The 12585-nt window shown below is 60.1% G+C and carries 11 protein-coding genes; 7 read left to right on the top strand and 4 right to left on the bottom strand.

Annotated features, from left to right (window positions below; translation table 11 throughout):
- Positions 1 to 90: 90 nt before the first annotated feature.
- Entirely contained in the window at positions 91 to 2637 is a 2547-nt protein-coding gene (locus H8790_RS13025) for an S-layer homology domain-containing protein (protein WP_187332944.1), read from the bottom strand.
- A gap of 353 nt (positions 2638 to 2990) precedes the next feature.
- Here H8790_RS13025 and H8790_RS13020 point away from each other — a divergent pair, with 353 nt between their 5' ends.
- Entirely contained in the window at positions 2991 to 3812 is an 822-nt protein-coding gene (locus H8790_RS13020) for a purine-nucleoside phosphorylase (RefSeq protein ID WP_187332943.1), read from the top strand.
- Between the two features lie 36 nt (positions 3813 to 3848).
- On the opposite strand, the gene H8790_RS13015 is transcribed toward H8790_RS13020, so the two are convergent.
- Complete coding sequence (locus tag H8790_RS13015) at positions 3849 to 4667, bottom strand: nucleoside phosphorylase (RefSeq protein WP_187332942.1); 819 nt, start codon at positions 4665 to 4667, stop codon at positions 3849 to 3851.
- 119 nt (positions 4668 to 4786) lie between these two features.
- On the opposite strand from H8790_RS13015, the gene H8790_RS13010 reads away from it, so the two are divergent.
- The 6 genes from H8790_RS13010 (at position 4787) to H8790_RS12985 (ending at position 9660) form a co-directional block, all read left to right on the top strand.
- Positions 4787 to 5644, top strand: a complete 858-nt coding sequence (locus tag H8790_RS13010) for a YitT family protein (protein WP_187332941.1) — start codon at positions 4787 to 4789, stop codon at positions 5642 to 5644.
- Positions 5645 to 5795: 151 nt separating this feature from the next.
- Positions 5796 to 7046, top strand: a complete 1251-nt coding sequence (locus H8790_RS13005) for a TrkH family potassium uptake protein (protein WP_187332940.1) — start codon at positions 5796 to 5798, stop codon at positions 7044 to 7046.
- A gap of 17 nt (positions 7047 to 7063) precedes the next feature.
- Positions 7064 to 7720 (top strand): potassium channel family protein, encoded by a 657-nt coding sequence (locus H8790_RS13000; RefSeq protein ID WP_187332939.1) that lies wholly within the window; start codon positions 7064 to 7066, stop codon positions 7718 to 7720.
- Positions 7721 to 7838: 118 nt separating this feature from the next.
- Positions 7839 to 8213, top strand: a complete 375-nt coding sequence (locus tag H8790_RS12995; protein ID WP_187332938.1) for a GntR family transcriptional regulator — start codon at positions 7839 to 7841, stop codon at positions 8211 to 8213.
- A 2-nt stretch (positions 8214 to 8215) separates the two neighbouring features.
- Positions 8216 to 9058: an ABC transporter ATP-binding protein gene (locus H8790_RS12990; RefSeq protein WP_187332937.1), complete on the top strand. Its 843-nt coding sequence runs from the start codon at positions 8216 to 8218 to the stop codon at positions 9056 to 9058.
- Entirely contained in the window at positions 9055 to 9660 is a 606-nt protein-coding gene (locus H8790_RS12985) for an ABC-2 transporter permease (protein WP_187332936.1), read from the top strand. Before H8790_RS12990 ends, H8790_RS12985 begins: the two co-directional genes overlap by 4 nt.
- 45 nt (positions 9661 to 9705) lie before the next feature.
- Here the strand turns inward: H8790_RS12985 and H8790_RS12980 are convergent, their stop codons facing one another.
- Both H8790_RS12980 and H8790_RS12975 read right to left on the bottom strand, forming a co-directional pair.
- Positions 9706 to 11322 carry a putative manganese-dependent inorganic diphosphatase gene (locus H8790_RS12980; RefSeq protein ID WP_187332935.1) on the bottom strand — a complete coding sequence of 539 codons (1617 nt, stop codon included), beginning with the start codon at positions 11320 to 11322 and terminating at the stop codon, positions 9706 to 9708.
- Positions 11323 to 11499: 177 nt separating this feature from the next.
- A complete protein-coding gene (locus tag H8790_RS12975) occupies positions 11500 to 12573 on the bottom strand; it encodes a M24 family metallopeptidase (protein ID WP_187332934.1) in 1074 nt (357 codons plus the stop codon).
- Positions 12574 to 12585: the final 12 nt, after the last annotated feature.

The following is a 12585-nucleotide window of genomic DNA, read 5'->3' as shown; positions in this document are numbered from 1 at the left end:
AATCCAATTGTCGAAAAAGGGCGAAAAAGCACCCCGGACTTTCGTCCGGGGTGCTTTTGGGGTTGTGCTGGGTGCTAATCTGAAGTCAGATTAGTCGTTGGCTTTCTCCACAAAGATGTAGGAGACGGTCTTGAAAGCATTGCTGTCCTCGTTGCCGTTGTAGACAATGGAGACCTGATAGCTGTTAAAGCCGTTGTCCTCATCAGACAGATCAGCCAGAGAACCGAAGTTGTTGCCAGTGGTCAGGTCAATGACCTCGACGTTGGCAGCATTCATATCGGTCAGCGTGGAGAAGGCGATGATTCTGTTATCGGTGATGTCGCTCTTATTCAGCGTAGTGCTGACGGCAACAGCAGTGGACTTGTTCACACTCTCATCAGCCTCATAGGTATTCAGGGTATAAACGTTGTCACCCTTGTCGGTGTAGGTCACGAAGGTGTTCTTGGAAACGCCGTTGGTGGAAATCACGCCCTCGACCTTCTCGCCGTCAATGTACAGGGTGTAGATGGTAGCGGTCTTGCCGTCCAGCTTGGTGGAGCCGGTGATAGCGGACACATAAGCCACGGAAGCGCCGACAGCGTCCACATCCTCAGCCAGGACGATCACAGTAGTGACCTTATCGGTGGAACCGGAACCGTCAACGACCGCAATCTTCTGGGTCTTGTCGCTGGAAACCTTCTGAACGCCGTCCTTCACAGTGACCTTCTCAATGGTGCCGTCGGTCTTCTCGGTCACATAGATGAACTGAACATCGGAAGCATACAGAACGCCCCCAAATCTCACGTCGCTGGAAGCAATGGCGGCCGTGCTATCAATCACATAAGTATCTTTCGAGGTGTCTTTGATACCCTCAGTAGTCAGCTTATACTCGGCAATGTTGGGGGCTCCGTCCGTGGTGTAGATCATCACGGTCTGAGCCTTAGCACCCTGATCCGTAGTACCGGCGTTCAGAGAGATGGCATTACCGGACATGTCGTAACCCTGAACCATGTTGACCATCTTTCCGTCAACCAAGGTCTGATAGACGTCGGCAACCAGGATCAGGTTGGTGGAAGCGGACACATCGTCGATGTAGATGGCATAGCCATAGGAATCCAGATAGACCACGCAGTCCTTGTTGGCATTGATGCTGCTGGAGTTCAAACCGCCAAACGCGCCCTTGATATCCTCTTCATCAGTCTTAATGGGAGCGGCAGTGGCAGACAGCTTGTAAGCAGTGCCGTTGACGGTAACGCCATTGACAACGCTGGAGCTGTTGTAGGCAACGCGGGACAGAGCGCCCTTATCGGAGGTGGCGGCAACAGCGGAGTAAACCTCATACTTGCCGTCGTCGTTCAGAACGGGCACAACCAGAACATAGTCGCCGGCCTTCATGCCGGACAGGCTCTTGTAGTAAGCATTGTCCTCGTCCACCTTAACCAAAGAGGTGGGATCGGTGGCCTTGCTGACCAGAGTGACAGTCTTAGCGGAAGTGCTGATGCGGTCGATCTTGGCAATCTCAGTCTTGACAACCACAACGGCGGTGATCAGATCAGCAGTATCCTCATCGGTGTAGATCTCAACCTTGGTGCCGTTGCCGGTCAGCTTAGCAATAGCGGTCAGGGCAGCAGTATTGCTTGCATAGGTATCAGTGGTGGTCTTACCATTCACGGTAACCTTCATCTGGAGACCGGCATTATCGCCATCGCCAGTAAGGGCATCGTTCACGGTGTAATCGCTCAGGCCCATGTTCTTCACCTTGGCGCTGTCGGTAGAGCCGGAAGCGGCCGCAGTGTAGGAGAAGGTGGGCTGCTTGCCATAGGTGCCGAAGGTCACGTTGCGATAGCTCCAGGAGTTGGCGGGACGGCCGAAGTCATCGGAAGCAGCGGTGCTGGTCAGCTTCAGAGCGCCGAAGTGCTCCTCAGCAAACTGCATGTACTTATCCTTCTTGATGTTGCCGTCGGAATCACCCAGATTCTCGACCTTGTAGGCCTTCTGGGAACCAACGGTGACCTGAGCGTCGCCGGTGTTGACGGAAACAGTGGTGCCGTCATAGGTGACCTCAGTGGCCTTCAGCATGTTCAGAGCATACAGGCAGGCCTCTTCACGGGTGACCTCGCTGTTGCCGCCGAACTCGCTGTTGCCATTGGTCAGGCCGATGCCGTTGGAGACACGGGCAACGTTCAGGGTCCAGCCGGAGCCGACGAACTTCTCGGTCTGAGAGTTGTAGCCCAGAGCGGTCAGCAGCATCTTCACGAACTGATAGCCGGTCAGGGTAGCGGTGGGACGGAAGGTGCCATCGCTGTAGCCGTCCAGGATACCGGCGTTCTTGCAGTAGGAGATGTAGGCGGCGGCCCAGTAGTCAGCGGACACATCCTTGAAAGGAGCGGCGCTGACGGTCAGCTTGTCAGCCGTAGCCTGGGTCAGCAGCAGGCCGCACATAATCTTGGCAGCCTGGGCGCGGTTCAGAGCGGTGGTGGGCTTGAAGGAACCGTCTTCATAGCCGGAGATGATGCCAAGCTTGTTCAGCACGGCAACAGCCTCGGAGTAGGTGATCTCATCCTTATCGGTGAGGTCGCTGTACTCCGCAGCGCTTGCAACGGTGAACAGGGACAGAGCCATCACCAGAGCAAGTGCCAGAGAAAGGAACTTCTTCATGGGATTTCCTCCTTTAAAATTTACCGGTTTACCGGCATTTTAGAACATCCGGATCGCCGCCCCATCTTTGACACGGCACACATACCGTGGCATGCCGGTCCTGTATCTGTGCCGGGCCCACGGGTCGGTTTCCCCTCTGTTCACGTCGTATCTTACAGGAATCATTTTTGTTTGTAAAGCGATTTCACCCACTTGTAACATAACTGTAACACAGCGGTTCATACAGTTGGCCGGCAGCAGGCGGCCGCGGTACCTTATTAAAGGGGGGCGCATTGACAGAACCACTCCTTTTATGTTAAAGTGAATTCAATTTCTTCCGGCAATGGCCGCAAGCTTGAGGAGGCGAGGCAAAGATGCCCTATACCTACGGGGAGTACCAGGAGATTGCAGCGTTTTTAAAAGAAAAGATCGCCTTCGCGCCGGAGGTTGCCTTGATTCTGGGCACCTCCTTGGGGCCTTTCGCCCAGGAGATCGAACACAGCGCCTGTGTGGAGTATGCTGACATCCCCCACTTCCTCCGCTCCACCGCCCCAGGCCACGCCGGAAAGCTGATTTTTGGAACCGTGGCCGGAAAGCGGGTGGTCTGCATGTCGGGCCGCTTCCACTCCTATGAGGGCTACGCCTTTGAGCAGTTGGCGCTGCCGGTCCGGGTGTTCAAGCTCCTTGGCGCCAAAACCACCATCCTCACCAACGCCGCCGGGGCCGTCAACACCGGCTACAAGCCCGGCGACATCATGCTTTTGAAAGACCACATCAAATTCACCGGGGCAAGCCCACTGCGGGGACCCAATCTGGATGAGTTCGGGCCCCGGTTTTTCGACACCTCCGAGATGTACACCCCGGAACTGCGGCAGCTGGCCCTGCGCTGTGCCGAGGGCTCCGGCCTTACCGTTCACGAGGGCGTCTACTTCTTCTACACCGGCCCTCAGTTTGAAACGCCGGCGGAGATCCGGGCGGTGCGCCTTTTGGGCGGCGATGTGGTGGGCATGTCCACCGTCACCGAGGCGCTGACCGCCGCCCACTGCTCCATGCCGCTGCTGGCCATGTCGGTGGTCACCAACATGGCGGCCGGCGTCCTTCCCCAGCGGCTCAGCTCCGAAGAGGTTGAGGCGGCCGCCATGGCTGCGGCGCCAAAATTCAGCGCTTATGTGAAGAAGATCATAGAAGCCCTGTAACAAAAGCAGCCGCCCTCGGGCGGCTGCTTTTTCACATCATTTCGTTAAACCGGGAAAATAGTAGCGCTTCCCGGACTCCGCCTTGGCCCGGTCCCACTCCGTCAGGATGCGGACCGCCTCGGCCCCGGCAAGGCAGGCGGACTTCTCTGCCTCCGGATCCTCCTTCCACTCGCCGGTGAGGCGGTGGGAGACCACCGTGGCGCACATGCCCGAGCGCTTGCCGAACAGGCGGCTGAGGGTAGTGACGGTGGCGCCCTCCATCTCAAAGTTCAGCACCCCGGCGGCGCGCATGTCCGCAAACATGCTGTCGCACCAGGAGGGGTAGAAGCCGTTGTACGCCGGGCGGCACTGGCCGGCATAGAATGATCCGCTGGTGCAGCCGGTGCCCACATGGTAGCGAAGGCCCAGGTTTTCACAAGCCTGAATCAGGGCCAGCACCACTTCATAAGAGGCGGAGGCGGGGTACTCATCCCGGACGTAGAGGTTGGCGGCCCCGTCCAGCCGGACGTTGGAGTCGTTGATGATGATGTCGCCCACCTGGATGCCCTCCTGGATGGCGCCGGTGGTCCCCACGCGGATCAGCGTGTGGGCGCCCCAGCGGAAGAGGTCCATCATGGCAAGCTCCGTGCTGGGCCCTCCCATGCCGGTGGAGTAAGCGCCGATGGGCACGCCGTGGTAGGTACCGTGGGCGCCCTTCTGCTGCCGGGCCAGGGTAAAGACCTCCGCCCCCTCGTCCCACTGGGCGGCCATCCGCTCTACCCGATTGGGGTCGCCGGGGATCAGAATATAGCCGGGCACCTTTGCCGGCGCGTTTTGGTCAACATGGCCGATATCCGCTGCGGAAAGCGTTTTCATCGAGTTTCCTCCTTTATTTTGTCTCTTCATTATAGAAGGCCGGCCGTACCCTGTCAATCCGCGGCTTTTCTCCACAGCCGGGCCGCCGCCCGGGCATACTATAGAAGGAGTGGTCAGAAATGAATGAAAAAACGCGTCAGGCTGTATATGATACTGCGGCGATCTTAGGCGGCTCTATGCTGTTGGATGCCGGACTTGTCATATTCACCATCCCCAACAACATAGCACCCGGCGGCGTCTCCGGCCTGGCCACCGCCCTGGCCCAGCTGCTGCCGCTGTCCATCGGCGTGCTGGCCCTCATTTTGAACGCGCCGCTGGTCGTCGCCGGAGTGATTGTGTTAGGCTGGAAGCCCCTTGCCAAAACACTGGTGGCTACGGTGCTCTGCTCCGTGTTCATCGACGTGCTCACGCCGCTGCTGCCGGTCTATACCAATAATATGCTTCTGTCGGCAGTATTGGGCGGCGCAATGATCGGCGGCGGCATAGGGGCCCTCTTCCTGCGGGGCCTCAGTTCCGGCGGGACGGACCTTCTCACGCTGATGCTGCAGAAGAAATTCCCCAATCTGCCCCTGGGCATGCTGATGATGTGCATCGACGCCTCCGTGGTGGTGTTCGCCGTGCTGATCTTCAGGGACCTGGAGGTGGCCCTCTATTCCGGCGTCACCATTTTTGTGTGCTCCAAGGTCATCGACAGCGTGATGGAGGGTGTGAACTTCGCCAAGGTCGTCTATATTATTACGGACATGGGTGCCACCATGACCGCGGCCCTCAACGCCCAGTTGGACCGGGGAGTGACCGTGGTTCCCGCCAAGGGCGGCTACAGCGGCCAGGACAAGACTGTCCTGATGACCGTTACCCGCCGCAGCGCCCTGGCCCAGACCCTGCGGCTGATCAAGCAGACCGATCCCCACGCCTTTTTGTTCGTGGTCAACGCGGCGGAGGTCCACGGCGAGGGGTTCCGCGCCCTGGAGGGCTGAGCGGTTTCTTTTTTGAAAAACGGCGCATGCTATCCTCATCTCTCATCCGCTGTAAGGAGGGATTCCACTGCACAGAAAACTGAAGTTCACCGCCACCCGAACGCTGTCACTGGGCTTTGCCGCCATCATCCTGCTTGGCGCCCTGATCCTGATGCTGCCCGTTTGCAGCCGCAGCGGAACGGGGATTCCCTTTTTCGACGCGCTGTTCACCGCCGCCTCCGCCACCTGCGTCACAGGCTTGGTGGTCTTCGACACCTGGACCCAGTTCACCTCTCTGGGCCAGGCTGTGATTCTCCTGCTCATCCAGGTGGGCGGGCTGGGCTTTATGTCCCTGGCGCTGTTTTTCCCGCTGATCCTCCGACGGCGGATCGGCCTGAAGGAGCGCGCCTTCCTGATGGAGGCCCTGAGCTCCCAGCAGCTGAGCGGCGTGGTGCGGCTGGTGAAGCATGTACTCTACGGCACCTTTTTGGTGGAGCTGTTGGGCACGCTTTTGCTGATGACCCGGTTTGTCCCGGCCTTCGGCCCGGCCCAGGGGCTCTGGTACGCGCTCTTCCACTCCGTCTCCGCCTTTTGCAACGCGGGCTTTGACCTGATGGGCCGGTTTTCCCCCTATGCCTCCCTTTCCCCCTTTGCCGGCGACGCGGTGGTGAACCTGACCGTCTGCGCCCTCATCGTCATCGGCGGCATCGGCTTCATCGTCTGGGAGGACATCCTGCAGCACGGGCTTCGGGTGCGCAGGTACTCCTTTCACGCCCGGGTGGTCCTGCTGACCACCGCCGTGCTGATCCTGTTCGGCACGCTCCTCTTCTATCTGACGGAGCGCCGGGGCGTTCTTGCGGGCCTCCCCTTCGGCCAGCAGCTGCTGCGCGCCCTTTTTCTCTCCATCTCTCCCCGCACCGCCGGATTCAACACGGTGGACATGGATGCCCTCTCCCCAAGCGGGTTCCTGCTGACGGTGCTCTTCATGTTCATCGGTGCGGCGCCCGGCTCTACCGGCGGCGGCATCAAGGTCACCACCTTTGTGGTACTGGGCTGCGCGGTGGCAGCCCACATGCGGGGCTCCTCCGACACGGACCTGCTGGACCGGCGGGTGGACCCCCTCCAGGTGAAAAAGGCCTTCTGCTCTGTGACATGGTACCTGTTTCTTGCAGTCACAGGCTGTTTTCTGGTCTCCCTGGGCCAGAACCTGCCCATCCACTCCATCCTCTTCGAATGCTTTTCCGCCATCGGCACCGTCGGACTCTCCACCGGCATCACCCGGATGCTGGCCCCCGCTTCCCGGCTGGTGCTGATCCTGCTGATGTTCGCCGGGCGGATCGGCAGCCTGACGGTCTTCATGACCATCACCGAGCGGCAGGAGCGGCGGCTGCGCAACCCTGTGGAAAAAATCATCATCGGTTAATGGAAGGAGCTGATACAATGCGTTCCATGCTGGTCATCGGCCTGGGCCGCTTCGGCAGCAATCTGGCCCTCAAGCTTACAGAGCTTGGCAACGAAGTCCTGGTGGTGGACAAGGACGACGCCGTCATCGAGCAGATCGCCCCGCTGGTCACCCGGGCCCAAATCGGGGACTGTATGGACGAGTCCATCCTCCGCTCGTTGGGTGTGCGGAATTTCGACGTGTGCTTCGTCTGCATCTCCGACGATTTTCAGTCCTCCCTGGAGATCACCTCTTTGCTTAAGGACCTGGGCGCGCCGTATGTGGTGGCCAAGGCCAACCGGGACATCCACGCAAAATTCCTGCGCAAGATCGGCGCGGACGAGGTGGTCTACCCGGAACGGGACATGGCCAAGCGGGCCGCCGTCCGCTTCAGCGTGGCCCATGCCTTCGACTATATTGAGCTCTCGGAGGAATACGCGCTCTTTGAGCTGGAGGTTCCCTCCTCCTGGGTGGGCAAGACCCTGAAGGACCTGGACATCCGCAGCCGCCACAGCGTCAACGTCATCGGCGTCAGGGAAAACGGACGCGTCACCCCCATCACCAACGCCGACCGGCCCTTTACCGCCCAGGAGCACCTGCTGCTGTGCGGCGGCAAGGAGGACGTGCTCCGGCTGACAAGCGGTTCCTCCCGCTGACAAGCGCTTCTACCTTTCCGCGGCCAAAAATGGCCGCGGATTTTTTTTGCAAACAACTTGACATTCTGTTCATACTGTGTATACTGTATATGAACAGTAAAACAAAGGAGGCGTCCAGTTGAAGCTTTACATCAGCAATGCCTCCGGCCAGCCCATTTACGATCAGATTTACACCCAGATCAAAGCCAACATCATCTCCGGCGATCTCACCCCCGGCGAGGCGCTGCCCTCCATCCGGTCCTTGGCAAAGGACCTGCGTATTTCCGTCATTACCACCAAGCGGGCCTATGATGAACTGGAGAACGAGGGGTTTTTGTACACCGTTGCCGGCAAGGGCAGCTTTGTGGCGGAACGGAATACGGAGCTGATCCGGGAGGAGCACCTCAAGCAGATCGAATCCTGCCTGCAACGGGCAGTGGAGCTGGCCGCCGCATGCAATCTCAACCATTCGGAGTTAGAAGAGATGCTCCGGATCCTACTGAAGGAGGACTAATCATGGAAAACGCTTTGGAGCTGCGGGGCGTCAGCCGCACCTTTAAGGGCTTCGCACTGCAGGACGTGTCGCTGGACCTGCCCGCCGGCACCATCATGGGATTGATCGGGGAAAACGGCGCGGGCAAATCCACCACCATCCGCCTCATTATGAATGCATTGGCACGGGACAGCGGCGAAATCCAGGTGCTGGGCGTAGACAACCGCAGCCGTGAGTTTCTGTCGGTGAAGGATGACATCGGCGTGGTGCTGGACGAGGCCCACTTCCCCGAACTCATCACCGTCCGGCAGGTCAACACCATTATGAAGGACACCTACCGGCGCTGGGATGAAGCCCTTTACTTCCAGTACATCCAGCGCTTTGAGCTGCCGGAGAAAAAAGCCTTCAAGGACTTCTCCCGCGGCATGACCATGAAGCTGGCCATCGCCGTGGCCCTCTCCCACCACCCCAGGCTTTTGATCCTGGACGAGGCCACCAGCGGCCTGGACCCCATTGTCAGGGACGAGATTTTAGACCTCTTCGCGGAATTCACCCGGGAGGAGGATCACTCCATCCTGATTTCCTCCCATATCATCAGCGATTTGGAGAAGATCTGCGACTACATCGCCTTTCTCCACCAGGGAAAGCTGCTGCTCTGCGAGGAAAAGGACCGGCTTCTTGAGACCTACGGCATTGTCCAGGGCGAGCTGGAGCTGCCGGAGGAAGCGGTGGCGGGACGCCAGAAGGGCAAATACGGCACCAAGACCCTGGTGCGCCGGGACCTGGTCTCCTCCGCCATTCCCGTGGAGAAGGCCGGCATCGAAGAGATCATATTGTTTTTGGTAAAGGGGGAGCAGGTTCAATGAAAGCTCTTTTGAAAAAAGACTTTTACGTACTTTCTAAGCAGCTGCGCTTTTTCCTGGTGGCCATGGTGGTTTTCGCCGCCCTGCCCAACAGCTCCACCTCTCTGTTCGCCGTGGTCTACGCCAGCATGCTGCCCTATTCCACCATGGCCTACGACGAGCGGTGCAAATGGGACCGCCTGTCCGCCATGCTGCCCTACTCCACCTGGGACATCGTGCTGTCCAAATACATGTTGGGCTATCTCTGCTGCGGGGGCGTGGCCCTGGTGGCAGTTGCGGCCAAGGTCATTTTCATTGCCCTGGGCGTTGCCGACGGCGGCGGTTCCCCGCTGATCGCCCTGGTGGCCCTGTCCACTGCCACAATGCTGATGGCCCTGACTCTGCCGCCCATGTTCCGCTTCGGTGTGGAGCGGGGCCGGATGTTCTACATCATCATCATCGTGGCCATTGCCACCGGCTCTCTCTCCATTCTTGAGGTTGCGGGCACATCGTCGGCGGCGCCGGTGCTGCAGCTGGCCGGCATCGCGGCGCCCATCGCCGCGGTGGTTGTCAACGTCGTCTCCATCTTCCTCTCCGTCCGCCTTTATCCCCACAGGGATGTGTAAAAGAAAGGCCGCGCCTGAAGGCGCGGCCTTTCTTTTTTGACTCTTTTAGCCCCACAGGGCGGACAGGGCGGGAATGACCTGCTTTTTCCGGGACATGACCCGGGACAAAAACACGGTATTGCCCGTGGGTTTACTGTTAAACGCCTGCTCAATGGTCTGCTCGTCGCCTAAGAACAGGATCTGGGACCCCTCCCGCAGCACGTCGGTCAGCATCAGCAGCAGCATGTCGTAGCGGCGGTGGGATTTGAGGTCCGCCATCACCTTCAAAAACTCGTCCTTACGCTCGAGGACATGCTTGGAGTCCAGGCAGGTGATCTGGCTGACGCCCAAGTAGTGGCCGGCGATGTGGAACTCCTTGAAGTCGGTCTTGAGCATCTCCTCGGCGGACTTGTCGTCGCCGCTGCTGGCGGAGAATATCTGCTTGCCCAGCTCCTCCAGCGACACGCTGGCAATGCGCGCCAGACGCTGGGCCACCTCAACGTCCCGCTGGGTGCAGGTGGGGGACTTGAACATCACCGTGTCGGAGACAATGGCGGAGGCCATCAGACCGGCCATCTTCTCCGTGGGCATCAGCCCTTTGTCCTGGTACATCCCGGCAATGATGGTGGTGGTGCTGCCCACCGGCTCGTTGCGGACGAAAATAGGGTTGGCCGTCTGGATGTCCGCCAGGCGGTGGTGGTCGATGATCTCCAGAATCTCAGCCTGATCCAGGCCCCGCACCGACTGGGCCGCCTCGTTGTGGTCCACCAGCACCACCCGCTTGCGGCGGGGGCGCAGCAGGTGGAAGCGGGACAGCGTGCCCACCACTTTCTCGTTTTCATCCAGGATGGGGTAGGAGCGGAAGCGGCTTTGCAGCACCGCCTCGCGCACATCGTCAATGTAGTCGTCCAAATGGAAGCAGACCAGCTCCTCCCGCTTGCAAACCCGGCTCACCGGCAGGGAGTGGCAGATCAGCCGCACCGTGCGGTAGGCGTCGAAGGGGGTGGAGATGATGCAGGTGTTGCCCGGGAGCTTCAAAAGCTCCTCGTCCAGCTCCGCCTGGCAGACGATGACACATCCCACGCCCACCTTGAGGGCGTGGCGGATCATCTCGGGCTGCTCGCCGCAGACCACAATGCTGTCCCTGCTGGAAAAGAGGAGGTTGCGGCGGCTGGTGGGCAGGGCGATGGTCACCTCGCCGGAGACCGTGTCCACGGTGTTGTTCCCCTCATTTAAAATCCGGCCCTCGATGACGGACAGCAGATTGTATACCGGCACGTCGCTCACATAGGGGTTGCGGACGGAGGACATGTCGTAGGCGGCGATGTCCCCGGCGGAGAGCATGCCGTAGAGCGTCCCGTCCTCGTTGGCCACCGGGATGGCGGAGATGCTGTCGTCGCCGTGGATGGTGTGCCAGGCCCGGCTGATGGTGACACCGGCGCTGAGGGTGGGGGGCGTGTCGTAGTCCAGGTCCCGCACTTGGGTGCGGACGTTTTCAATCAGTTTGGGGGGGCGGAAGCCGAACCGGTCCAGCACGGCCTGGGTCTCGTCGCTGAGCCGGCCGAGGCAGGCGGCCTGGTACTCCCGGCTGCCCAGGGCGTTTTTCAGCGCCGCATAGGCCATGGCCGATACAACGGAGTCCGTGTCCGGGTTGCGGTGTCCCGTAATATATATGGTATCCATCGTTCTTCTCCCTTTTTGAAAGATGCACTCCGATTATGGGGCCAAATGCCCGCCTTGTCAACAAATTCTGCCGCTTTTGAAGAAAAAACCTTCTGTTTTCCCTCCCCTATGCCTCCCTTTATCCTTTTCGCCGCCAATGCGGCGGCGCGGCCCTGGTTTGGGCCGCGCCGCATACGGTTACAGGATGGTCAGCTCCTTGGGCGCGCGGGTCAGGTCCCGGCAGCCGTCCTCCGTCAGCACCAGGAGGTCCTCGATCCGCACCCCCATTTTCCCGGGCAGGTAGATGCCCGGCTCCGCCGAGATCACCGCGCCGGCGGGCAGGGGTGCCTTTGCGCCGGGGGAGGCGTTGGGGGATTCATGGATTTCCACGCCCACGCCGTGGCCAAAGCTGTGGCCAAAGTACTCGCCGTAGCCCGCCTCGGAGATGACCCGGCGGGCGGCGCCGTCCACCTCCGCCCCGGTAATGCCGGCCCTGGCCGCGGCGATTCCCGCCCGCTGGGCCTCAAGCACCGTCTGGTACACCTTCTGCATCTCGCCGGTGGCATAGCCCACCGCCACCGTGCGGGTCATGTCGGAGCAGTACCCTTCATAGATGCAGCCAAAGTCCATTGTGACAAACTCCCCCTCGCCGATCCGGCGTTCCGTGGGCACGCCGTGGGGCAGCGATCCGTTGGGGCCGGAGACCACGATTGGGTCAAAGGACATTTTCTCCGCGCCGAAGTGCAGCATCAGGTACTGGAGCCGCGCGGCGATCTCCTGTTCGCTGACACCGGAGCGGATTTCCTCCACAATCTGGGCGTAGGCCCGCTCGGTGATCCGCTGGGCGCCGGTGATGGCGTCGATCTCCGCCTCGTCCTTCACCCTGCGCAGCTCCAGCAGCAATTGAGTGGCCGCCACCAGCTCGCAGGAGAGCTTTTCCCGGTAAAAACGCCAATCCGCCACGGTCATATACGCATCGTCAAACCCCATCCGGCGGATGTTATGGCCGGCAATCACCTCGCCGATGAGGTCGCTGTAGCTGCGGCCCCGGCCCATCAGCCTGACCTCAGCCCCCTCCACCTGCCGCACGGCGGACTCGATGTACCGGGAATCGGTAAAATAGTAGGCCTTGTCCACAGTCACCAGGGCCACGCCGTCGGTGCCCGCGGAGTGAAAGCCGGAGGCATAAAAGCGGTTGGCCTCCTCAGTGAGAAGCAGGGCGTCCAGGCCCTGGGCCGAAAGCATGGTGCGGATTTTTTTAAAGTGGTTCATAACTCTCCTTTT

Origin of the sequence: Oscillibacter hominis (assembly GCF_014334055.1) — a bacterium.
Lineage (GTDB): Bacteria > Bacillota > Clostridia > Oscillospirales > Oscillospiraceae > Oscillibacter > Oscillibacter hominis.
This window is presented reverse-complemented; position numbering and strand designations above follow the sequence as displayed.

Excerpts from the sequence above, each read along its gene's own strand:
- H8790_RS13025 (WP_187332944.1), bottom strand. The coding sequence starts at position 2,637 with ATGAAGAAGTTCCTTTCTCTGGCACTTGCTCTGGTGATGGCTCTGTCC.
- H8790_RS13020 (WP_187332943.1), top strand. The coding sequence starts at position 2,991 with ATGCCCTATACCTACGGGGAGTACCAGGAGATTGCAGCGTTTTTAAAA.
- H8790_RS13015 (WP_187332942.1), bottom strand. The coding sequence starts at position 4,667 with ATGAAAACGCTTTCCGCAGCGGATATCGGCCATGTTGACCAAAACGCG.
- H8790_RS13010 (WP_187332941.1), top strand. The coding sequence starts at position 4,787 with ATGAATGAAAAAACGCGTCAGGCTGTATATGATACTGCGGCGATCTTA.
- H8790_RS13005 (WP_187332940.1), top strand. The coding sequence starts at position 5,796 with ATGCTGCCCGTTTGCAGCCGCAGCGGAACGGGGATTCCCTTTTTCGAC.
- H8790_RS13000 (WP_187332939.1), top strand. The coding sequence starts at position 7,064 with ATGCGTTCCATGCTGGTCATCGGCCTGGGCCGCTTCGGCAGCAATCTG.
- H8790_RS12990 (WP_187332937.1), top strand. The coding sequence starts at position 8,216 with ATGGAAAACGCTTTGGAGCTGCGGGGCGTCAGCCGCACCTTTAAGGGC.
- H8790_RS12985 (WP_187332936.1), top strand. The coding sequence starts at position 9,055 with ATGAAAGCTCTTTTGAAAAAAGACTTTTACGTACTTTCTAAGCAGCTG.
- H8790_RS12980 (WP_187332935.1), bottom strand. The coding sequence starts at position 11,322 with ATGGATACCATATATATTACGGGACACCGCAACCCGGACACGGACTCC.
- H8790_RS12975 (WP_187332934.1), bottom strand. The coding sequence starts at position 12,573 with ATGAACCACTTTAAAAAAATCCGCACCATGCTTTCGGCCCAGGGCCTG.